The sequence below is a fragment of the Kribbella sindirgiensis genome, assembly GCF_004331435.1.
Lineage (GTDB): Bacteria > Actinomycetota > Actinomycetes > Propionibacteriales > Kribbellaceae > Kribbella > Kribbella sindirgiensis.
Genome location: NZ_SJKA01000009.1, coordinates 117,780 through 139,945 on the forward strand (window position 1 = coordinate 117,780; position 22,166 = coordinate 139,945).

Sequence of the window (22,166 nt, forward strand, 5' to 3'; positions counted from 1 at the left end):
GGCTCGCAGCGAATGCGAGCCGGCCCTTGGGTGTACTGCGTCAGTGCTTCGCGGCACCCTCCGCGCCGGCGCCGGTGAGGGCGCGGACCGAGAGTTCGCTGTAGCGGGTCTCGCTCGACTTGTCCCGGCCGAGGTACGTCCCGAGGACGCCGAACAGGAAGCCCAGCGGGATCGAAACGATGCCCGGGTTCGACAGCGGGAACCAGTGGAAGTCCGCACCGGTGATCATCGACTTGTCGCCGTTGCCGGACACCACCGGCGAGAAGACCACCAGCACGACGGCCGAGCTGAGGCCGCCGTAGATGCTCCAGACCGCGCCCGAGGTGTTGAACCGCTTCCAGAACAGGTTGAACAGCAGCGCCGGCAGGTTCGCCGAGGCCGCGACCGCGAACGCCAGCGCGACCAGGAACGCGATGTTCAGCTTCTGCGCCGGGATCGCCAGCCCGATCGCCACCGCGCCGATCCCGATCGCGGCGAACCGCGCGACCCGCAACTCCTGCTTCTCCGTCGGCTTCGTCTTGGAGATGACATTGGCGTACAGGTCGTGCGCGAACGACGATGCCGACGTCAGCGTCAGCCCGGCCACCACCGCGAGGATGGTGGCGAAGGCGACCGCGGCGATCAGCGCGAGCAGGATCGCACCGCCGGTCGAGCCGGCCCCGCCGCCGACGGCTTCGGCGAGCAGCGGTGACGCCACGTTGCCCTTCGACGTCTCGACCGCGGAACCCTTGGCGGTGTCCAGCAGCGCCGCGGCGCCGAACCCGAGGGCCAGCGTCATCAGGTAGAACGCGCCGATCAGCCCGATCGCCCACTGCACCGAGCGCCGCGCGGACCGCGAGTCCGGCACCGTGTAGAAGCGGATCAGGATGTGCGGCAGTCCCGCCGTACCGAGGACCAGCGCGAGGCCGAGTGACAGGAAGTCGATCTGGCCGGTGAGGTCCTTGCCGTACAGCAGGCCCGGCTGCAGGAACCCCTCGCCCTTTCCGGACTTGGCGGCGGCCGAGCCGAGCAGGTCGGAGAGGTTGAAGTTGAACTTCAGCAGCACCAGGAACGTGATCACCACGGTGCCCGCCATCAGCAGGACGGCCTTGACGATCTGCACCCAGGTGGTGCCCTTCATGCCGCCGATCGTCACGTAGACGATCATCAGCGCGCCGACGAGCACGATCACGGCGGCCTTCAGGCCCTCGCTCTTCACACCGAGCAGCAGCCCGACCAGCGAGCCGGCGCCGACCATCTGGGCCAGCAGGTAGAAGATCGACACCACGATCGTCGAGGTCGCGGCCGCCGTACGAACCGGTCGCTGCTTCATCCGGAACGCGAGCTGGTCGGCCATGGTGAAGCGGCCCGAGTTCCGCAGCAGCTCGGCGACCAGCAGCAGCGCGACCAGCCAGGCCACCAGGAAGCCGATCGAGTACAGGAAACCGTCGTACCCGTAGAGGGCGATCTGGCCGGAAATGCCCAGGAACGACGCCGCGGACATGTAGTCGCCGGCCACCGCCAGGCCGTTCTGCGCGCCGCTGAACGAGCGGCCGCCGGCGTAGTAGTCGGCCGCGGTCTTGTTCTGCCGGGACGCCCACCAGGTGATGTACAGCGTCACGGCGACGACGGCCGTGAACAGCGAGATCGTCAGCGTCCGGTTGCCGGGCTCAGTTGCCAACGGAATGGCCAACGGGACGAGAAGGTGGTTCACCGGCGGCGCTCCCTCTTGTACTTGGCGTTCAGGCCGTGGGCCAGCGGATCGAGCTTGCGGTTGGCGAACCGGCCGTACAGCGCCGCGATCGCGAACGTCGACACGAACTGCAACAGACCGAAGATCAGCGCGACGTTGATGTGGCTGCCGCCGATCCGGTGGTCCATGAACCCGCGGGCCCAGTTGTTGCAGGCGACGTACGCGAGGTACCACGCCATGAAGGCGATCGTCCACGGTACGACGAAGTTCTTGTACCGCCGCTTCAGTTCCTTGAAGTCGGCCGCGTCGTGCACCGCCTCATAGGCGCGGGCGTCCCGCTCGCGCACCACTTCCTCGTCCATGAGTTCCCCTTCACTGGACACGAACACGTGCACGTTAGCCCCAAGTTGCGCGTTTGTGACCTACCGCAACCAAAACGTTCTAAAGGTGCGGCGCCACCGGGCCGTCGACCGTACGGCGGTAGTTCGCGAACTCGCTGGGGTGGGCGCGGAAGCAGTCGGTGAAGTACGGCATCCGCAGCGCCTCGGGCGGCCGGGCGGTGTGCTCGTAGATCAGGTCGATCTGATCCAGGACCTGATCACGGCGCGTGTCCTTGAGTACGGCGACCCGCGAGTGCGACTGGGCCAGCTGCCGCAAACCGTCGCGGTTCAGGTCGTGCCAGTGCCGGAACCGGCCGCTCTCCAGCAGCGTGAAAAGGTTCGACTGCTCGATGATGGGCACCGGATCGAACCGGTCAGTCCCGCCGAAGCCGTCACCCTGCAGCACCTGGAAGATCCGGCGGACCCACGGGACCACGGTGTCGGCGTTGTTCCAGAGCAGGCCGAGGACGCCGTTCGGGCGCAGCACCCGGGCGATCTCCGGCAGCGCGCGGGCGTGGTCGAACCAGTGGAAGGCCTGCCCGACGATCACCGCGTCCACCGAGGCGTGCGCGAGCGGGATCGACTCCGCGGCCCCGACCATCGTGTCGATCCCCGGTCGCCGGCGGCAGACCTCGAGCATCTCCTGCGACGGGTCGACGGCGATCACATCGTGTCCGAGGCTCGCGGCGACCGCGGCGAGCTTGCCGGTGCCGGCGCCCAGGTCGAGCACCTGCAGACCACGTCCCGGGCCCAGGATCCAGGTCAGCGCCTCGACCGGGAACGTCGGCCGGCCCACGTCGTACGCCGCCGCGACGGCGCCGAACGACTTGGCCCGCGCGGCGTGCGCGCCGTTGCCCGCGCCGCTGTCCGCGGCAGCGGCGGAGTCCCCGGCCGGATCATTGGTGGTCATCACGGTAAATCATGCCGTAGCGCACGGCATGAAACCTGTTACTCGCCGAGTTTCTTCTGTTCGATGTGCGCATTCAGCGCGGACAGCTCCGGGTGCTCGTCCAGAATTGCGACCAGTTCCGCGCAGCCGAGCGTGCTCGCGCCGAATTCCTCGATGAGGGCATCGAGCAACTTCCAGTCGTCCGCGGTGTCCAGCGTGAGCCGGTACTGCGCTCCACCGCCGGACCACGGCAGGTTCAGCAGCCGCATCGCGCCGGACCGGTTCTGGTGCAGGTACGGCGTGACGTGCTCGCGGTCCGCCTTGAGCGTGGCGTTCGCCTCCGCGTCGTACAACCGGGCGGTGGAGAAGATCTCGAAGTCCATGCCGCGCGGGTAGGTGCGCTCGAGGCAGTTCGAGATGTAGAGGTCGGGGTCGTTCTCGGCGCGCCACCGATCGACGCCCGCGGCAACGATCTCCGGATCGATCAGCGGGCAGTCCGAGGTGACCCGGACGATGGCGTCCAGGTCGTGCTCGCGGGCGGCGCCGGCGAACCGGCTGAGGACGTCGTCCTCGCTGCCGCGGAAGACCGGGAAGCCGTCTTCCTCGCAGAGCTTCTCGACCAGGTCGTCGTTGAAGTTCGTGGTGGTCGCGACGATCACCGGCAGGCCCGTGCGGCTCAGCCGGTCCAGGTGGTGCTCGAGGTACGAGCGGCCGCCGACGGTCAGCAGCACCTTGGCCGGCAGTCGTGTGCTGGTCACGCGGACCTGCGTGACGATGCCGATCTTCAGTGCTGGTGTCACGGGTTCCATCGGAACATCTCCCGGATTTCTGCGGGTCCGGCGACGTGGTCGACGCCCAGTTCGGTGTCGGTGAACTCAGCCGCGACCGCCGGCGGGACGTACGGCTGGTCCATCTCCGGCCACAGCCGCTTGATCCGCGCCTGTCCGCCGAACGACGGGTGCTCGTTCTCCAGCACCATGGGATCACCGTAGACCCCCGCCCCGAGTCCGAGCGAGGCGCCGTACAGAACGGCGGAGCTGAGCCGGTTGGAGGCGACCCGCTCGTGCTTGCGGAGCTCGCGCAGCTGCTTGACCAGGAACTTGGCGTCGGTCTTGCGCCAGTGCAGGCCGCGGTAGCCGTGCGTGATGACCCGGAACCCGGCGTCTTTGTAGACGTTGCGGATCGCCGGCTTGTCGAACTCGTTCCAGTACAGGCAGACGGTCACCGGGCCGGTCTCATGCTCGTTGATCGAGGCAACGATTCGGGCATGGTCGCCGAGAACGTGCTGGCCTTCCCAGCCGTGGAACGGGTAGAAAATGGTGCCTTTGGCCCGTTTCGACGGGGTCGCCAGCTCAGGATGGGTCTTCAGCAGGTACAGCCAGACCGAACCGATCACCGAGTAGTTGCGCAGGCCGAGGGCGTGACCGCGGCGGCGGACGTTGTCCGACCAGACGAACTTCGGCATCCCGGGCGCGAAGTTCGTGCCGTGGGCGAAACCGTCGAGGATGTTCCAGCCGTGCTGCAGGTAGCCCCAGATCCGCGGCGGTTTCGGGAGTCCGGCGTACGTCGCCATGATGTTGGCGTGCCCGTAGAAGTGGTTGGCGTGGTGCATCAGCGGCGGACCTTCCGCAGCACCCTCTTCAGGCGGCGGCGGATCACGCGGGCGGGGTTGAGCACGGCGTGGCCGACGCGATAGGGGAGCGAGCGGCGGATGCCGCTGACCGTGCCTTCGAACAGGATCGCGCGGGCGCTCGCGTGGGCGAGTTCGTCGGCGAGCCGGGCGACGGTGGTCAACTGCTCTGCGCTGCCGCGCGGGCGGATGACCTCGTTCGGGGTGAACTCCTGCTCCGGCACGGTGATCCCGGCCATCGCCGCGAGCCGTGCGGTCAACGCGTGCGCGTCGGCCGCCGCGGGCCACGGCTGCCGCGAGCCACTTTCCAGAGCCCGCCGAGCAAACCGCGCCAGATGCTCCACCACATCCAGCCCTTGCGGCTCTCCGAACAGCCGGTACGACGTCCCGTCCACGATCACGTTGTCGGGCGAGCCGGCACCGCCTGTCCCCAGCCACGCCACGTACGCCGGGATGACTCGCCGGAGCTCTGCCTGATCATCACAGCGCAGAGCCATCAGAAGATGCTCCTCCAGCAGCACACCCTCGCCCTCGGGCACCACACCTGCAGGCAGTACTGCAGGTGCGTCGGCACCGATCACGAAGTACCAGGCCGGCGCCAGTTCGAACGCCAACCCGGCCGCGGCCGCATCCAGCACGACCCGGTACGGATCCATCAACACCGGACCTTCGTTGCGCGCAGCAACAGCCCGCGCCGCGACGACAGCCGCGAACCCGTCGACCGAGGAAACCGCAACATCAGCCTGCACAAGCGAAGGAAAGACGGCAAAGGTCTGAAGGTCGGAGGTGTTCAGGGCAGAGCGGAGGGGTTTGAGACCTGCCGGCGCTCTGTCCTCGACTGCTCGGCCCCAGTCCTCGTCGCGGGGGAGGGCTGCGGTGATGTCCGGCTGGATCAGGCGCTCGAAACCGAAGGAGTTGGTGGCGCCGAGGAGCAGTCGTCCGCCCGGCCGGAGCCGCTCGCGAAGTCGATCAAGCGCCTCCGCCCACGGGAAGCTCGCCGTGTCGGGCCCGACCAGCCGTTCCAGCCCGTCCAGCGCGACGATGACGTCGTACGTGCCGTCGCTGGCTGCGTCGAGAGTGAACCGGTCGAGGGAGCCGCAGAAGACCTGGCCTTTGGCGTCCGTCAAGAGCTCGGCGAGCTCCTCGGCGTCGGGCGCCGAGCGGAGCAGGAGGTCGACCGACGTGACCTGCGCGGCGGCAGCCCTGATCAGATCGGCGGCGTGCGGGCCGGCGATCAGGACGGTGTCGTCAGGCTGGAGGGCGGCGGCCAGGAGTGCCGTGGCTGCGGGTCCGGCGGCCGCGGGACGGGCGTCGCCCGGGTGCAGGTCCGACCAGTTGAGCATCTCGCCGCCGATCAGATTCGACCGGGTCACATCCGACACGTTAACCAACCAAGTTCAAGAGGGTCTCGATCACCCGGTCGACCTCACTGTCGGTGAGGTCCGGGTAGAGGGGGAGGGAGAGTTCTTCGGCGTAGAAACGCTCGGCGTTCGGGCAGAGGCCGCGCTGGTAGCCCTGGTGGGCGAAGACCGGGTGCCAGTACACCGGAATGTAGTTCACCTGGACGCCGATCCCCGCGGCGCGCATCGCCTCGAAGACCTCACGCCGGCGGCCGTCGAGGACGCGGATCGGGTACAGGTGCCACATCGGGTCGACCCCGGCCCGCTGCACCGGCGTACGGAGGCCGTCGGTGCCGGCGAACGCCGCGTTGTAGCGGGCGGTGATCTCGGTCCGGCGGCGCTTGAACTCCGCGAGCCGACGCAGCTGGGACAGCCCGAGTGCCGCGCCCAGGTCGGTCAGGCGGTAGTTGACGCCGTACTCGTGGACCTCCTGGTGCCACGGGCCCTCGTCGGTGAGCTCGAAGCGTGCGGGGTCGCGGACCAGGCCGATGAAGTGGAACTCGTGGGCCCGCTGCCCCACCGCCGGGTCCTTGCAGACGACCGCGCCGCCTTCGCCGGTCGTGAGGTTCTTCGTCGGGAAGAAGGACATGGTGGTGACGTCGGCCAGGTCGCCTACCGGACGGCCGCCGGCGGATCCGCCGACGGAGTGGGCCGCGTCGGCCAACGTGTGGGCGCCTACCTGATCAGCCAGCGTCTGAAGTGCCGGGTAGTCGGCGGCTTGGCCGGCATAGTCGACTGCGCTGACGACCTTGGACCGTTCGGAGAGGCAGGAGGCCACGGCGGCCGGGTCGATCAGGCCGGTGTCGTAGTCCACATCCGCGAAAACGATCTTTGCGCCGAGGATCGCGGCGCAGGAGGCGGTGGCGACGAAAGTCATGGGAGTGGTGACGACCTCGTCGCCCGGGCCGACGCCGAGAGCGGCGTACGCGATGTGCAGGGCCGCGGTTCCCGACGTACAGCTCACCGCGCGGTGTCCGCCGGAGAGTTCGGAGATCGCGTTCTCGAACGCGGTGACCGCGGGCCCGGTGGTCAGCCAGTCGCCGCGCAGTACGGCGGTGACCGCCTCGATGTCCTCTTCCGCGATCGACTGGCGCCCGTACGGCAACACGTCAGACGTCGCTCTCGAGGATCTTGCGGATCTCCTCGATCGAGTACCACTGGTCGTTGGTGTCCGAGGCGTAGTGGAACCCGTCCGATACCGCGAGACCGCCGGCCGGCGGCTGGTAGCCCCAGGTGGCGAGGTCGGGCTGCAGGACGAAACGGTCGCCGAGGGACAGCGCGCGGCGGCCTTCCTCCGGGCTGATCATCTCCTCGTGCAGCTTCTCGCCCGGGCGCAGGCCGACGTCGTGCATGGTCGCGCCGGGCGCGATCGCCTCGGCCAGGTCGGTCACCTTCATCGACGGGATCCGCGGCACGTACAGCTCGCCGCCGGTCATCAGGTCGAACGAGTCGACCACGAACTCGACCGCCTGCGGGAGCGTGATCAGGAACCGGGTGCAGCGCAGGTCGGTGATCGGCAGCGACTCGCCGGCCGCGTGCAGCGCGCGGAACTTCGGGATGATGGAGCCCCGGCTGCCCATCACGTTGCCGTACCGGACGACGCTGAAGCGGGTGTCGTACGCCGCCGCGTAGTGGTTGCCGTTGATGAACAGCTTGTCCGCGGTCAGCTTGGTCGCGCCGTACAGGTTGATCGGGCTGGACGCCTTGTCCGTGGACAGCGCCACGACCCGCTTCACGCCGGAGTCGATGGCCGCCTCGATGACGTTCTGCGACCCGATCACGTTGGTCTGGACGAACTCCCACGGGTTGTACTCACCACTGTCCACCTGCTTCAGCGCGGCCGCGTGGACGACGTAGTCGACCCGGTGCATGGCCCGCAGCAGCCGGGCCCGGTCGCGGACGTCGCCGAGGAAGAACCGCAGCCGCGGGTCGTCGCTGAACGACTGGCGGACCTCCCACTGCTTCAGCTCGTCGCGGCTGAAGACGATGATCCGTCGCGGGTTCAGGTGGTTCAGCGCGTGCCGCACGAACGACCGGCCGAACGACCCGGTACCGCCGGTGACCAGGATGTCGGAGCCGGTAAGAATTGACACGCGAGCGGGACCCTTCTGACGGACAGTTCCGAACCGCACACACGCGGTACGGACCTCGAAACAATAGCTGCCCGATGAAGGACCCTTTCAATCCACCGTCTCAGCACAACGTGATCAAACGTACGCTGGGCCCCGTGAAACGCGTCGGGGTGCGATGTGATGTGGGGCCGTCCCGGGGCATCGGTCATGTGATGCGCTGTCTGGCGCTGGCCGAGGAGGTACGTCGCCGCGACGTCGAGCTCGTGTTCGTGTGTGACGCGCACACCGTGCCGTGGGCCGCGGAGCAGATCGCCCGCCGTGGGATCGCCGTACAGCCCGCGGTCTGGTCGCCGGACGAGCACGTAGAGATTGCCGCCCGGTTGGACGCTCTGGTATTCGACTCGTACGACCTGGACGCGGCGGTCTACTCAGCCGTGCGAGCGACCGGTCTGCCGACGCTGGCGATCGTCGACGGTGATCTCCGCGGCGCCGAGGCGGACGTGCTGGTGGACCAGAACCTCGCCGCCGAGCTCGACCACCCGCCGCTGCCACGGGACTCGGTCCGCCTGGCCGGCCTGCCGTACGTGATGATCCGCGACGAGATCCTCGACCATCGCCCGGCCGCGCCACCCGCGGACCGGCACAACGCCGTACCGACGGTGTTCGCGTTCTTCGGCGGCACGGATGCCTTCGGCGCCGGTCCGTACGTCGCTCGTGCACTGGCCGCGACCGGTCTGCCGTTCGAGGCCACCGTGGTCGCACCCGGGCCGGATCTCGCCGCGAAGCTCGCTGCTGTCGAGCTGCAATCGCACCAGCGACTCGACGTCATCGGTCCCACGACCCAGCTCGCGGCGCGCGTGCGCGAGGCGGATCTGACGATCAGCGCATCCGGTACGTCGACCTGGGAACTGCTGTGCCTCGGGGCGACCGCGGGACTGGTGTGCGTGGTCGACAACCAGGAGATGGGGTACGAGCGCGCCATCGACACGGGCGCCGCGGCGGGGCTCGGCCTGCTGAGCGCGCTGCAGCAGGACAACTCCGGAGCGGTCCCGACGCTCAAACGTCTGCTTACCGACCCGGCCGAACGCGGTCGACTGGCAAGAGCCGGCTGGAAGCTGGTCGACGGCCGAGGCCGAGAACGAGTAGCCGACGCCCTACTGCAGCTCATCTGAGGCTCATCTCAGCTCGTAGATCGTCGCGTCCAGCGTCGCGTGCTTCAGGCGGACGTAGTTGCGGAGTGCAGGTGACACCTCGCCGGCCCGATGGTCGGCGTACAGCCAGCGCACGCCCGCCTCTCGCAGGCGCTCGATCGCCGCCGGCGTGGGCGCCTTGAACGCGATGTCGTTCGCGGCGAGCTCCTCGCTGTTCCAGTACGGGATGAGGCTCGGGTTGCTGTCGCTGGCGAGGGCGATCCGGTTCGCCTGGTTGGAGTACGACCAGCCCTCGATCAGCACCGGACGCTCGGACAGAGCGGCAAGCCAGAAGTGCCGGCTGTCACACAGACCGTCGCGCTGGATGATGCAATGCGCGTTCGTCGCGATCAGGTCCCCGGGCGCGCTGTTCCGCCGGAGCCACTGCGCCGCTCCGGCCTCGGCCGCTGTCGCGCCACCGCGGAACGGTCGCGCGAAGACCAAGTTCGACGCCTTGTCCGACACGAACCCCTGCAACGGCACCAGAGCCGCGCCGACCATGCACGCCGCCACCGCTCCACCGAGCAACGCGACGAAGAAGTTGCCCGGGCGCCGCGCCAGCTTCCAAACAACCGCCACCAGCACCCCGACGGCACCCGCCGCAGCCAGCGTCCACAACCACGGACCCTTGATGCCCGGCATCGACGCGGACTGCGAGCGAGCAATCGCGAACGCGACCAGACCCAGCACCCCGGCCACACCGACGAGCACCACTGCCCGTCGATCCCCGAGCCGCCCGACCAGGTTAGCCAGCCCGACGGCCGCGAGTACGGCGATGACCGGGAAGGCTGTCCGCAGGAAGTACAGCTGACTGACACCCGACTGCGTCGTCAGCACCGTGCCCAGCAAACCCGCGACCGCGACCCCGGCGAGGAACACCGCGCCGGTGTCCCGCCACCTCCGGCCGAGGAAGAACAGCCCCGACGCGGCCAGCGCCCAACTCAGCAGAGTCGTTGCCCCCGACAACAGCTGGGCGTGCGGGTTCGACACCAGCATCGGGAACGGCGCCAGCTGGACGAACGTCTCGAACGGCTTGATCTCCGTCCCCCACGTGCTCCCGCCGAAGATCGCGATCAACGCCGCCACGAAAACCGTCAACGACAACAGCCCGCCGAGGAACGCGGGCCGGGTACTCCGCCGCGCCAGCCCCAGCTGCAGGAACGCGAACGCGAAACCGGCACCCACCAACGGCAGGATCGTCGACTTCGCCCCGGCCGCGATCAGCGCGAGCAGGACCAGCAACACCCACCGGCCGCGCGCCGACGGAGTTCCACGCAGCCCGTCGGCCCGCAGCAGGTCCACCGCCACCACGCAGAGCGCCAGCGCGATCAGGACGCCGAGGTTCTGCGTCGGACTCAGGTACGCCGCCACCGCGGTCGAGATCCCGCCCAGCCCGGCGCCGGCCAGCGGCTGCACGGCCCCACCGAGACCGGCGACGAATACCGCCAGCGGTCCGGCCCACGTGGCACCGGACTCGGCGGTCGGCGCCAACCGACTGGTGAGCGCGAACACCAGCCCGCAGCCGGCGAGGAACAACGGCAGCCAGCTCAGCGAATGGATCAGATCGGTCAGGTCGATCCGCGTCCCCCACTGCGTCGCGGCCGTCGCCTGGTGGAAGAACGTGTGGTACCTCATCGGCTCGCCACCGAGCCACAACGTCGAGATCGGTACGTCGTACTTCGCGCTGGCGGCCAGCGCCTGCTGGAAGGCGAGATCGGGATACGCGCGCAGCGGATCGGTGTACGCCGGCAGGAACTGGCCCGGCCCGCGCCGGTACACGATCAGCAGCACGACCGCCGTCGACGCCGCGAGCAACCAGGCCTGCAGGGGACGCAGCGGCCGCTCGACCCGCCGCCAGACCCGGGTCCGTGCGTCGCTGTCCACGAACGCGATCACCAGAACCACGGGCGCCCACACCCACGACCACGCTTGCAGCCCGATCGACGCGCTCGCGAGGTAGACCAGAACCTGCCCTGCCGTGCCGACCGCGAACCCGGCCGCGAGATCCTCGACCAGGTTGCGCCCGTACCCGCCGATCAGCCGCCAGAGCGCGAACCCGGGGAGCAGCACCGCGACCACCGTGAACAGCGCGAACCGGGCCAGCTCGAAGGCCGTCGAATGCAGCGCGAGCAGCACGATCGCCAGCACCGCGACCGCGAGCCCGGCCAGCAGACCGGAAAGGGAAGGCCCCGCGGTCCGCGGCCCCCGCCGCCTCGCCTTCGCGCGCATGCCGTAACACTAATGTGAAATCAGTCGCGCTACGAATGCAACGTGTCGCTGCCAGTGAGGCAGGGTCAACCTTGATGCTTTAAGCTCGGCGGCCTATGAGTTGGTACGACGCTCTCGAAGCCGGTGAGCTGACCGTTCGGCCGTCCGTGGACGCGGCGAAGCGCTTCGGGGTGTCCATCGACCGGATGTCGGTGTCCGCCTCCGCCGGTACGCCGCTCGCGGAGGTGCTGGCCGCCGTCGAGAAGTCGACCGCGGACGTGATCGTGCTGCGCTACCCGGCGCGGGAGACCACCTGGTTCGCCGCGCTGGCCGACGGGCCGCGCCGGGCGCTGCTCGCCGACGCCGTCACTGCCTGGGCCCTTCCGGTCGGCAAGGGCCGGCGCCCGGCGCCGTTGGCCGGCTTCACTGCGCAGCTCGAACCCGAGGTCGACGACGATCTGGTGGACGACCTGGTCGCGGACGTCTTCGGCGACTCCGGTAACCACTACTGCTCCAACCCGATCTTCGACCGGGCGCAGGCGCTGGCCGGGCGCCAGGAATGGGCCCGGCGGCGGATCGGTACCGCGGGCGCCGTCGTACTGCGGGGTCCGGACCGGCGGGTGCTGGCGCTGGCGGCCGTCGACGAGCAGCGGTCGTGGACCGAGATCCAGTTGGCCGGCGTCGTCCCCGCCGAGCAGGGCCGCGGCCGGTACGGTCATCTGCTGGCCGCGATCGAGGACGTCTGTACGACGCGACGCCTGGTCGTCACCACCGAGGCCCACCAGATCGGCATCCAGCGGGTCTGGTCCCGCTACGGGTTCGAACCCGTGCATAACCTCCTGACGGTCCACCTCGTTGCCGCTACGTAGAGGGTGTGTCTGCCAACCTCACGCCTACTGCGCGGCACTCAGCGGGCACCTCGCCGAACGGGAGCGAAGGGAACGATGAAACCACATCGACCCCTCCGCTCCCGCTCGCCGAGGCACTCCGCCGAGCACCTGCTCGCGACGGCGTGAGGTTGGCAGACACACCCTGGATAATCGGCAACCGCGGAGGAGGGCACACCCGAGTGACCCCGCGGTTGAGCGTTGTGGTGCCCTTCTACGGCGTCGGCGAGTACCTCGGGGACTGCCTGGATTCGATCGCCCGGCAGGCCTGGTCCGACTTCGAGGCGATCCTCGTCGACGACGGCTCGCCCGACGACAGTGCTGTCGTCGCCAAGGAGTTCTGCGCCCGGGACCCGCGGTTCCGGCTGATCCAGCAGGACAACGCCGGCCCCGGTCCGGCCCGGGACGCGGGCATCCGGGAGGCCACCGGCGAGTACCTGGCGTTCGTCGACGGCGACGACCTGGTCTCGCGGTACGGGTTCGCCGCGCTGGTCCGGACCCTGGACCGCACCGGGTCCGACATCGCCGGCGGTAACGCGCGGCGGTTCAACAACAGCTTCGGCGTCCGCCCGTCGTGGCTGCACAAGCAGCCGTTCGCGCGCGTCCGGCACGCGACGCACGTCACGGAGTTCCCCGATCTGGTCCTGGACCGGATGCTCTGGAACAAGGTCTACCGCCGGTCGTTCTGGACCGAGAACGGCTACACGTTCCCCCCGATCCGGTACGAGGACTACCCGGTTGCCCTCAAGGCGCATCTGGACGCGGTGACCGTGGACACGATCACGCAGGCTGTCTACTACTGGCGCGAACGCGAGTCCGGCGAGTCGATCACGCAGCAGAAGTTCCAGCTCGGCAACATCCGGGACCGGGTGACCTCGGCCGGGATGGTCGTCGACCTCGTCGAGGACGCCGTACCGGTGGTCCGCCGGCGCGTGCACGCGCATCTCGCGCAGATCGACGTACTGACATTGATGTCCGCGTTCGGCTCGGTCCCGAGCGCGGACGAGCAGGCCCTGGTGGAGCTGTCCCGCGAGCTGCTCGACCAGCTCGACGAGGACGTTCTGGCCGCCACCCACCGGTACGACCGGATCCAGCACGCCGCGCTCCGGGCCGGCGACGTGGAGCTGCTCCGGCGGCTCGCGACCTTCCGGAACTTGGGCGGGCTGCGGGGCGGGGCGCGCGCCGTACCGCGGCGCCGGCGGCTCGAGTACAACTACCCCGGCCTGGGCGAGTCCGCCGTACCTCGCGCGCTGTACAAGCTCCGCGACCAGGACCTGACCCTCGCGACCAGCGTGCGCGAGGTCGGCTGGATCGACGGCAAGCTGTCGGTCAAGGGCACCGCGGAGATCCGCCACCTGGAGACGCTGCGTACGTCGACCCTCGACATCGCACTCGCCGTCGGCACGACGACGTACCCGCTGGACGTACGCCGGTACGACGCGCTGGACCTGCACGGGGACAAGACACTCGTCGGGTTCGAGGTGCTGCTCGACCGGGAGACGCTCGGCCTGTGCACGGGCGCCCCGGCGCACTTCGAGGTGCGGATGCGGTCGGGCCGGCGGGAGCGGAAGGGCATGCTCGGCGGACAGGGCCCGGGGAGTCCCGGCTGGCCGCCTGGCGCCTGGATCGATACGGAGAACTGGATTCAGCCGGGGCCGGGGAAGTACGGCTGGTTCTCGCTGCGGCGGCTGACCGATCCGTGCCGGTTGACCGCGGTCGAGCAGTCGGGCGACGAGCTGGTGCTGCACGGGCGGGCCTCGTTCGACGAGCCGGAGCTGTACCTGAGCCGACCGGTCGTCGGCGGCGAGGAAGAGGTTCCGTTGGAGATCGACGGGCGTGACTTCACGGCCCGGGTGCCGGTCCGGGACATCCTCGCGGCCGCGAACCACGACGACCCCTTCGGCCAGCGGACGACCCGGGTGTTCCGGGTCCGCGGTCCCGAGCGCCAGCAGCGCGTGCTGCTGTGGACCGCGGGCGACACCGCGGTCTCGCGGGTCGTCGACGACCGGGTGGTCACGCTGACCCGCTCGACCGGCGGGTACGTGAACCTGCACGAGTCACCGATCCGTACGACCGCAGTTACAGCGTTTTCCGACGGTCGGGAGTTGACGGTGCGCGGCTCGGAGGGTCGCGACGTCACGTTCGGCTGGCGGCGGTACCTGGCCGACTCCGACGAGCATCTCGACGTCGAGTGCCGTCGTACCCGCACCGCCGACGGCTGGTCCGCGACGGTCGACGTGGACGCGCTGATCCCGGTGACCGCGGTGCAGGTCTCGGTCGATCCCCTGGCCGCGCTGGCCGACTGGATCCTGTTCGCCACCCCTCCTGACGGTGCGGCGCACGCCGTACAGTGCGAGCCGTTCCTGTGCAGCCGGTTGCCGTTGGCAATAACACACGGGTCGCACGCGCTCGCTGTCCGACCCCATGCCGGCACTCTGCACGTCGAGGTGCGGTGATGCATCACCACAACCATTACTACGGTCAGACGCACATCCTGTCCCGGTACGCCGGGTTCGACTTCGACCACCCACCGCGGCTGCGGGGCTACCTGCAGCACGGCTGGAACATCGGCTGCGGCTGGAACCCGGTGCACGAGTTCTACGACGGCGCCTGGCGGTTCACCTGGAGCGACGCGCCGCGACGTCGCGGGCACGCACTCGGCCGGCGGAACTACCACAGCATCGGTGCGCCGTTCCTGTACCTGCAGGAGCTGGAGCAGGCCGAGCCCGTCGAGCGCGAGGGCACGCTGTGGTTCCTCTTCCACGGGTGGGAGGGCGGCAAGATCCACGGCGACCACCAGCGGCTGATCGACGAGATCCGCGAGACCGAGCCCGGTCCGGTCACCTTCTCGTTGTACTACACGGAGTACGACCGGCCCGAGGTGCGTGGCTTCTACGAGGACGCGGGGTTCCGGGTGGTGTCGTTCGGGCGCCGCGGGTTCTCGTACGAGGGAACCGACCGGCGGTTCCTGTTCAAGCAGCTGGCCGAGCTGCGCAAGCACAAGCGGGTCGCGGCCAACCGGCTGTCGACCGCGATCTTCTACGGCGTCGCGGCCGGCTGTGAGCCCGCGGTGTACGGCGACCCGATGGAGATGGACGGCGAGAACCCGCTGTTCGGCGGCCAGCGCCGGATCGAGCGGCTGTGGCCGGAAATGCTCGGAAAGTCCGTCGATCTCGAGGCGGCCCGGGCGACCACCGACCTGGAGCTCGGCAAACCCTGGATGATGCCGCCCGCGGAACTGCGGTCGCTGTTCGATTGGAGAGAGCGTGTCTGAGTCGGCTTCTGGGGTCCAGGTCGTACGCGGCGAGATGCAGCCGTGGACCGATCGCACGACGCCGCGGCCGGCGCTCGCCGCGCTGCTGACCGACGTCGTACCCGCCAACCGGCGGACGCTGATCCTCGGGCCGCATGCGCCGCAGCTGATCGAGTCGGTGCTCGCGCATTCCTCGGACGTGACCATCCTGGTCCGCTCGGTCGCGGACGCGGGGCAATTGGGCGAGGACTTCGGGCCCTGCCTGCAGGTGATCGCCGGTGCGCTGGACGGTCTGCAGACGGAGCCGTACGACGTGATCATCGCGACCGACGGACTCGATCGGGTGCTGGGATACGACAGCGCCGACCTGTCGTGGACCGAGCGCCTGGCCGCGCTTGCCGCGTTGGCAGCTCCGGACGCGGTCGTCGTACTCGGGCTGGAAAACGAGTTCTCGCTGCTCAACCTGCTGGACAGCCGTCCCGCGGACGAACGTCACGGCGACGACGAGTGGCGTCCGCTGCATGACGACCCGACCCGCCCGGTCTCGGTCGAGCAGCTCAGGTCCGCGCTTCCCTGGGCGTCCGAGGTGTACGCCGACTTCGGCTCCCGCACCTTCGTCCGGGCCGACGTCGCGGCCACCTCCCGCCCCGGCGAACTCGCCACCCGCCTGGCCGGCGCGGCACTCGAGACGGTTGACGTCCCGCTGCTCTCACCCGCCGCCGAGGGCGTCGACACCGCCGCCCGAGCCGACCTCCTCGCTGCAATCCCCACCGGCTGGCTGGCCATCGTCGGCGCCCAACCCCCACACGACCTCTACACCCAAGCCGCCACCACAACCCTCACCGCCACCCAAACCCTCACCGGCTGGGACACAACCACCCCCGCCGACGCCACACCCGCGAGCGTCGGCTCGCTCTCCTTCGACCCGTCGGTTGTCCCCGCCACGATCCCCTCGGGTGTGTCGGTTGAGAGTGTGCTGTTCCGGCTGGCCTCCGCCGAGGACGTGCCCGCCTTCCGCAAGCTGGCTGCCGAGCTGGGTGAGTGGGTGACAACTTCTCGCGTGATCGTCCGATGGGACGACGTGATCTACGACGGCGACTCCTTCGCATTCGGCGTCTCCGGCTGGGTAGCCGAGGACTCGGTCGAGAAGGAGGATCTGCTGGCCGCCGCCTGGGCGCGCTTCCACGACCGCCTGATCGGCCAGCACCGCCGCCACCCCTGGCCGCCATGGATGCTCGGCGACGACCTCATCTCCGCCTGGCTCGGCATGTCCGGCGTCGAGGCCCCCGAGCAGACCCAGGCCACCTCACCCGACTCGCCCCCCGCCACCACCGAACAAGTTGCCTGCGGCAAAGAATTTGCCGCTGCACTGGACGCCGCACTGGAATCAACCACCACCAAGGTCGACGTCCGCACGGCCCTGGCCGAAGCCGAAGAGGCCAAGCAGGAGCTGTTCGAACTGAAGGGCCATGTCTACGGCCTGGAACGCACCCTCGGCTTCCGCAACAAGGCGATGAAGACCCGCGAGAACCGCATCCGCGAACTCCGCGGCCAGCTCCAGCGGCTGACCACCGCCCATGAGCGAATCCGCGGATCTCGCACGTACGCCGTCTCGCGGGTCATCTTCCACGCCGCCCAGGTCCGCAAGCCGAAGGTCGTCGCCCGCAAACTCGCACGCCGGATCCGGAAGCGATGAGCACGCCGCGTCTCAGCGTGGTAGTGCCGTTCTACAACGTGGGGGCCTACATCGAGGACTGCCTGGACTCGATCGCGCGGCAGACCTTCGGTGACTTCGAGGCGATCCTGGTCGACGACGGTTCACCGGACGACAGTGCCGTGATCGCGAAGGAGTTCTGCCTCCGCGACCCGCGGTTCCGGATCGTGGAGCAGCAGAACGCCGGCCTCGGACCGGCGCGGAACACCGGCGTCGAGCACGCGACGGGGGAGTACGTCACGTTCGTCGACAGCGACGACCTGGTGACCCGGCACGGGTTCGGGATGCTGATCCGGTCGCTCGACCAGACCGGGTCGGACTTCGCCGCCGGCAACGCGCGACGGTTCAACAACAGTTACGGCGTACGGCCGTCGTGGTTGCACGCACAGGCTTTCACGGCCGATCGGCCGGCCACGCACATCTCCGAGACGCCGCAGTTGGTGCTGGACCGGATGGTGTGGAACAAGGTGTACCGGCGGTCGTTCTGGGACGAGTACGGCTACCGGTTCCCGGCGATCCGGTACGAGGACTATCCGGTCACGCTGAAGGCGCATCTCGACGCGGTGACCGTCGACACCCTCGCGGCGCCGGTGTACTTCTGGCGCGAGCGCGAGTCGGGCGACTCGATCACGCAGCAGAAGTTCCAGCTCGCGAACATCCGGGACCGGGTCGTCTCGGCCGGTCTGGTGCTCGACGAGATCGAGGACGCGCTGCCGACGATCCGGCATCGGGTGCACGCGCATTTCCGGCAGATCGACCTGCACGCGATCCTTTCGGCCTTCGGCACGGTCCCGCCCGAGGAGGAGCAGCACCTGGTCGAGCTCACCACCGAGCTCCTCGACCGTCTGGACGAGGCCGTGCTGGCGAACTCGCCACGCCTCGCCCAGCTGCAGTTCGCGGCCCTGCGCGCGGGCGATCTCGAACTGCTGCACAAGGTCGCGCTCGACCCGGACGCGGCCCAGCAACACCTGCAGCTCACCAACGACGACCTGACGATGGCGACCAGCGTGCGCGAGGTGAACTGGATCGACGGCGAGCTGTCGATCCGCGGTACCGCAGAGATCCGCCACCTGCAGTCGAAGCCGTCGAACCTCCGGATCGGCCTGGTGATCGCCGGCAAGAACTACCGGCTTCCGGTACGGCGCTGTCCGGCGACCGACCTCCGCGGCGAGGAAAGCCTGGTGGGGTTCGAGGTTCGCGTCAGCCGCGAGCTGCTCGCCAAGTGCACGGCCGGCCCGTCGCACTTCGACGTACGGCTGCGGGTCGGCGGGATCCGGCGACGGGACCTGCTGCGCGGGCAGAAGGCCGGTAGTCCCGGGTGGCCGCCGGGGTCGTGGATCGACGGCACGAACTGGATCCAGCCCGGTCCGGGCAAGGACGGCGCGTTCGCCGTACGGCGGTTGGCGGATCCGTGCCGGTTGACGTCGGTCGAGCAGACCCCCGACGCGCTGGTGCTGCACGGGCGGTCGACGTTCGACGAGCCGTCGTTGTTCGTGAGCCGGCCGCTGTCGGGTGGTGAGGAAGCGGTGCCGCTCACGGTGCACGGCCGGGACTTCACCGCGTGGTTGCCGATCGGCCCGATCCTCGCGGAGATCAATCCGGACGACCCGTTCAGCCAGCGGACGACGCGGGCGTTCCGGGTCCGTGGGCCGGAGGGTCAGGAGCAGGTGCTGCTGTGGACGGCCGGCGATCGCCTGGTCTCACACGCCGAGAACGGACGTGTGGTGATGCTGACCCGGTCGACCGGCGGGTACGTGAACCTGCACGAGTCCCCGATCCGGATGACCGCCACCGCTGCGGTTGCTGCGGGCAACATGTTGGTAGTGCGCGGCCCGGACTGGGGCGACGTCGACTTCAGCTGGCGACGGTACCTGCCGGACTCCGACGACCACGTGGACGTCGCGTGCCGACGTACCGTCTCGGACGACGGCTGGGCCGCCGTGGTGGAGATGGCCGCTTTGGAGCCGGCCGAGTGGATCCTGTTCGCGACCGCCCCTGACGGCACCTCCCACGCGGTCCAGTGCGAACCGTTCCTCTCCGCCCGCCTACCCCTGACCATCCGCCGAGCCCACCACACCTTCGCCATCCGCCCCCTCGCCGGCACCCTCCACCTCGAAATCACCTAACCGACCGGCAGTTCGACAGTACGTACCTCATCCCACTGCGCCGCAGGGCGGTCGCATTTGGTGGGTAGGCCAGGCAAATTGGTGGGTAGGCCAGGCAAATTGGTGGGTAGGCCAGGCAAATTGGTGGGTGGGCCAGGCAAATTGGGGGTTCGGTACCCGTGATCAGGGTGTGGAACCCCTCATTTCGCTGGCTGACCCAGGAAATGACTTAGCGGCGGGCGATCATCAGTTGGTGGGTGGCCGGCCAGTCGACGGGGTCGCCGTCGGGGCTGGTGATGGTGGCTACCGGGGCGATGCGGTGGTCGATCACCCAGTCGTTGCGCCAGGCGGTCGAGGACGGGTCGATGGTGAAGCCGGCGCGTTCGGCGACGGCGGTCCAGCCGGCGAAGTTCAGGCCGCAGAACTGTTCGTGGGTCTCGCTCAGCCAGTTGTCGACGTAGTCCTTCCGGGTGAGGAAGTCCATCGCGTCCGCGAGCCGCAGCACCAGCTCGTCCCCGCGTACGGCGTACTCGAACGGCACGCGAGCGTTCCGCCGGAAGTCGTGGGCGAACTGGAAGAAGCGCGCCCGCGTGGACAGTTTGCCGACGTACGACGCGGGGTCGCCGAGGGACTCGAGCTCGGTGATGTCGTCCGGATTCGCGCCGTCGCTGTCGTCCAGCCGCAGGACGACGGGACGGTCCGGCTCGTCGGGGCCGCAGACGTCGGAGTTGATCCAGACACCGTTCGGGGCCGTGTGCGCGGCGAGCGCGTCGGCGAACCGCTGGACCGTGGCAGGACGCGAACCGTCGGCGTACGACCAGATCTCATGGGTGAGCGCGAGCGTCAGCGTCGTGTCGATCGACCGCGGCGGGAACACGGCGGATCCGAGCATGTTGCGCTGGTAGAAGTAGACGTTCGGGTTGCTGAACAGACCCTGTTCCTTCTTGTGCTCGCATTCCGCGAACAGGTGCCGCGCGACCTCCACGCCGATCAGATCGGACTCGTGAAAGCGCGGGTCCGCATCGACCAGTTGCAGAGTCGCCCCGGTCGCGCATCCGATGTCGAGGATCCGTCCGGGGCGGACAAACGCCTTGATTTGCTGCCATTTCCGGTCGGCGGCGGTCTCGAACGCGTCGGCGTACGTCTTGTAGTCGCGGGTCGTGGTGAGCCCGCCGTCGTCGCCGACCACCGGGTCGTTCACGCAGCGCGCGACATGCGCGTCCAGGGCGTAGCGCTCGAACACGTCCACGGTCGCCGGGTGCGCGAGCTCCTTCCACTGTTCGTTGCCCGCAGCAATCATCAGCAGCACGTCCCACGGGCGCGCCGTACCTTCGGGCTCCACCCCGATCACGGCGTACCCGAGCTGCTCGTACAGCTTGCTCACCTCGGGCGTCGAGCAGGCGACGACCGTGTTCTCCGGCGTCAACCGCACGAGATCGTCGGTACCGGCCTCGATCGCCTTCACCGTCACCTCGGCGAACTCGTCCGTCGGCGGCGTATCGACCACCCCCACCACCAGCGACCGAATCCCCTCCGCCACACTGAACCGCTCGATCGCCGCCTCCCGCCGATCGAACGCCACCGGATTCCGCTTCGTCGTCCGATGATTCGCCGACGTCACCGCCCAGACCACGGTCCGGTCCGCGAACTGCTGGAGAAACTCGCCCTGGAAGCGGGTCAGGACGTGATGCCGCCCCGGGAACAGCAGGTACATCAGAGCAGGTCCCACGTCAGCGGAGTGCCGGCTTTGACGTCGGCGCGGAACGGGCGGCCCTCGACCTGGGTGAAGAGGTCGGGGGCGAGGCCGCCGGCGGGGCGGATGGAGCGGACGTTCTCGAAGGTGATGAGGTCGCCGGCGCGGACGTCCTGGGTGACGAAGAGGGAGCGGCGGAAGCGGAGGACGTTCTGTTCGGCTTGTTTGGGGCCGATGACCGCCTCGCCGAGTGACAGTTGTGCGACCCGCGTGCTCTCGACGAGCAGCTCCAGCTCCCACGGCTCGAGCGAGAACGCCGAGTCGACGCCGCCGTCGACGCGTTTCAGCGTCACGTGCTTCTCGATCACCGTCGCACCGAGCGCGACCGCGGCCACGGCGGCGCCGATGCCCATCGTGTGATCGGACAGGCCGACCTGTACGCCGAGCGCGTCGCGAAGGACCGGGATGCCGCGCAGATTGGACTGCTCGGGCGGCGCGGGATAGCTCGCCGTACAGGACAGCACGATGATCTGCTCGTTACCGGTCGACCGCGCGGCCCGGACCGCGGCGTCGATGTCGGTGAGGGTCGCCGAACCGGTGGAGATGATGATCGGCTTCCCGGTCTCCGCCATGCCCCGGACCAGCGGGAGGTCGCCGATCTCGTTCGAGGCGACCTTGTACGCCGGTACGTCGAGCTTCTCCAGGAAGTCGATCGCGGTGCTGTCGAACGCGGACGAGAACGCGACCAGCCCGAGGGACTTCGCGAGCTCGAAGATCGGCTCGTGCCACGCCCACGGCGTATGCGCCTCCTCGTACAGGTCGTACAGTCGCGCGTCGCTCCACAGCTCGTGCTCAGCAGGCAGCCGGAACGCCGGCAGGTCGAGGTCGAGCGTCATCGTGTCCGCGGTGTAGGTCTGCAGCTTGATCGCCTGCGCACCGGACTCCGCGACCGCACGGACGATGTCCAGCGCGCGTTCCACGTCACCGTTGTGGTTTCCGGACATTTCCGCGATGACGAACGGCTGGTGCTCCGGCCCGACCGGCACGCCGCCGATCTCGATGGTGCTCATGCC

17 protein-coding genes are annotated in these 22,166 nt (G+C 69.1%); 6 read left to right on the forward strand and 11 right to left on the reverse strand.

Annotated features, from left to right (window positions below; all coding sequences use genetic code 11):
* Nucleotides 1-40: 40 nt before the first annotated feature.
* The 8 genes from E0H50_RS25565 to pseB all read right to left on the reverse strand — a co-directional run bounded on the left by E0H50_RS25565 (nucleotide 41) and on the right by pseB (nucleotide 8,064).
* The gene (locus tag E0H50_RS25565; protein ID WP_131292916.1) at nucleotides 41-1,693 is read right to left on the reverse strand and encodes a solute symporter family protein; all 1,653 of its coding nucleotides are present in this window, start codon (nucleotides 1,691-1,693) and stop codon (nucleotides 41-43) included.
* Nucleotides 1,690-2,034 (reverse strand): DUF485 domain-containing protein, encoded by a 345-nt coding sequence (locus tag E0H50_RS25570; protein ID WP_131292918.1) that lies wholly within the window; start codon nucleotides 2,032-2,034, stop codon nucleotides 1,690-1,692. The genes E0H50_RS25565 and E0H50_RS25570 overlap by 4 nt, the downstream gene beginning before the upstream one ends.
* A gap of 79 nt (nucleotides 2,035-2,113) precedes the next feature.
* On the reverse strand, nucleotides 2,114-2,962 hold the full coding sequence (locus tag E0H50_RS25575) for a class I SAM-dependent methyltransferase (protein WP_131292920.1): 849 nt from the start codon (nucleotides 2,960-2,962) through the stop codon (nucleotides 2,114-2,116).
* 38 nt (nucleotides 2,963-3,000) lie between these two features.
* The gene (locus E0H50_RS25580) at nucleotides 3,001-3,741 is read right to left on the reverse strand and encodes a cytidylyltransferase domain-containing protein (protein WP_238151204.1); all 741 of its coding nucleotides are present in this window, start codon (nucleotides 3,739-3,741) and stop codon (nucleotides 3,001-3,003) included.
* Entirely contained in the window at nucleotides 3,738-4,553 is an 816-nt protein-coding gene (locus E0H50_RS25585) for a hypothetical protein (protein WP_131292922.1), read from the reverse strand. Before E0H50_RS25585 ends, E0H50_RS25580 begins: the two co-directional genes overlap by 4 nt.
* Nucleotides 4,553-5,944, reverse strand: a complete 1,392-nt coding sequence (locus tag E0H50_RS25590) for a class I SAM-dependent methyltransferase (protein WP_238151205.1) — start codon at nucleotides 5,942-5,944, stop codon at nucleotides 4,553-4,555. The genes E0H50_RS25585 and E0H50_RS25590 overlap by 1 nt, the downstream gene beginning before the upstream one ends.
* A 10-nt stretch (nucleotides 5,945-5,954) precedes the next feature.
* Nucleotides 5,955-7,079: a DegT/DnrJ/EryC1/StrS family aminotransferase gene (locus E0H50_RS25595; RefSeq protein ID WP_131292923.1), complete on the reverse strand. Its 1,125-nt coding sequence runs from the start codon at nucleotides 7,077-7,079 to the stop codon at nucleotides 5,955-5,957.
* 1 nt (nucleotide 7,080) lies between these two features.
* Nucleotides 7,081-8,064, reverse strand: coding sequence for a UDP-N-acetylglucosamine 4,6-dehydratase (inverting) (pseB, locus tag E0H50_RS25600; RefSeq protein ID WP_131292925.1), 984 nt, complete (start codon nucleotides 8,062-8,064; stop codon nucleotides 7,081-7,083).
* A gap of 134 nt (nucleotides 8,065-8,198) precedes the next feature.
* Between pseB and E0H50_RS25605 the strand changes: the two genes are divergently transcribed.
* Nucleotides 8,199-9,215 (forward strand): PseG/SpsG family protein, encoded by a 1,017-nt coding sequence (locus E0H50_RS25605; protein ID WP_131292927.1) that lies wholly within the window; start codon nucleotides 8,199-8,201, stop codon nucleotides 9,213-9,215.
* Between the two features lie 3 nt (nucleotides 9,216-9,218).
* Here the strand turns inward: E0H50_RS25605 and E0H50_RS25610 are convergent, their stop codons facing one another.
* Nucleotides 9,219-11,462, reverse strand: coding sequence for a hypothetical protein (locus E0H50_RS25610; RefSeq protein ID WP_131292929.1), 2,244 nt, complete (start codon nucleotides 11,460-11,462; stop codon nucleotides 9,219-9,221).
* Nucleotides 11,463-11,557: 95 nt separating this feature from the next.
* Here E0H50_RS25610 and E0H50_RS25615 point away from each other — a divergent pair, with 95 nt between their 5' ends.
* The 5 genes from E0H50_RS25615 to E0H50_RS25635 all read left to right on the forward strand — a co-directional run bounded on the left by E0H50_RS25615 (nucleotide 11,558) and on the right by E0H50_RS25635 (nucleotide 19,421).
* Nucleotides 11,558-12,310 carry an N-acetyltransferase gene (locus E0H50_RS25615; protein ID WP_131292931.1) on the forward strand — a complete coding sequence of 251 codons (753 nt, stop codon included), beginning with the start codon at nucleotides 11,558-11,560 and terminating at the stop codon, nucleotides 12,308-12,310.
* 200 nt (nucleotides 12,311-12,510) lie between these two features.
* On the forward strand, nucleotides 12,511-14,784 hold the full coding sequence (locus tag E0H50_RS25620; RefSeq protein WP_165547298.1) for a glycosyltransferase family 2 protein: 2,274 nt from the start codon (nucleotides 12,511-12,513) through the stop codon (nucleotides 14,782-14,784).
* Nucleotides 14,784-15,602 carry a DNA replication complex GINS family protein gene (locus tag E0H50_RS25625; protein ID WP_131292935.1) on the forward strand — a complete coding sequence of 273 codons (819 nt, stop codon included), beginning with the start codon at nucleotides 14,784-14,786 and terminating at the stop codon, nucleotides 15,600-15,602. Before E0H50_RS25620 ends, E0H50_RS25625 begins: the two co-directional genes overlap by 1 nt.
* Nucleotides 15,595-17,277, forward strand: a complete 1,683-nt coding sequence (locus E0H50_RS25630; RefSeq protein WP_131292937.1) for a hypothetical protein — start codon at nucleotides 15,595-15,597, stop codon at nucleotides 17,275-17,277. Before E0H50_RS25625 ends, E0H50_RS25630 begins: the two co-directional genes overlap by 8 nt.
* Nucleotides 17,274-19,421: a glycosyltransferase gene (locus E0H50_RS25635; protein WP_131292939.1), complete on the forward strand. Its 2,148-nt coding sequence runs from the start codon at nucleotides 17,274-17,276 to the stop codon at nucleotides 19,419-19,421. Before E0H50_RS25630 ends, E0H50_RS25635 begins: the two co-directional genes overlap by 4 nt.
* 208 nt (nucleotides 19,422-19,629) lie before the next feature.
* Here E0H50_RS25635 and E0H50_RS25640 read toward each other — a convergent pair whose 3' ends face one another.
* A complete protein-coding gene (locus E0H50_RS25640) occupies nucleotides 19,630-21,129 on the reverse strand; it encodes a class I SAM-dependent methyltransferase (RefSeq protein WP_238151206.1) in 1,500 nt (499 codons plus the stop codon).
* Nucleotides 21,114-22,163, reverse strand: a complete 1,050-nt coding sequence (gene pseI / locus E0H50_RS25645; RefSeq protein WP_131292941.1) for a pseudaminic acid synthase — start codon at nucleotides 22,161-22,163, stop codon at nucleotides 21,114-21,116. Before pseI ends, E0H50_RS25640 begins: the two co-directional genes overlap by 16 nt.
* Nucleotides 22,164-22,166: the final 3 nt, after the last annotated feature.

Bases quoted from the DNA above. Each gene is read 5' to 3' on its own strand.
- E0H50_RS25625 (WP_131292935.1), top strand. From the start codon at position 14,784: ATGCATCACCACAACCATTACTACGGTCAGACGCACATCCTGTCCCGG.
- E0H50_RS25610 (WP_131292929.1), bottom strand. From the start codon at position 11,462: ATGCGCGCGAAGGCGAGGCGGCGGGGGCCGCGGACCGCGGGGCCTTCC.
- E0H50_RS25575 (WP_131292920.1), bottom strand. From the start codon at position 2,962: ATGACCACCAATGATCCGGCCGGGGACTCCGCCGCTGCCGCGGACAGC.
- E0H50_RS25615 (WP_131292931.1), top strand. From the start codon at position 11,558: ATGAGTTGGTACGACGCTCTCGAAGCCGGTGAGCTGACCGTTCGGCCG.
- E0H50_RS25635 (WP_131292939.1), top strand. From the start codon at position 17,274: ATGAGCACGCCGCGTCTCAGCGTGGTAGTGCCGTTCTACAACGTGGGG.
- E0H50_RS25570 (WP_131292918.1), bottom strand. From the start codon at position 2,034: ATGGACGAGGAAGTGGTGCGCGAGCGGGACGCCCGCGCCTATGAGGCG.
- E0H50_RS25585 (WP_131292922.1), bottom strand. From the start codon at position 4,553: ATGCACCACGCCAACCACTTCTACGGGCACGCCAACATCATGGCGACG.
- pseI (WP_131292941.1), bottom strand. From the start codon at position 22,163: ATGAGCACCATCGAGATCGGCGGCGTGCCGGTCGGGCCGGAGCACCAG.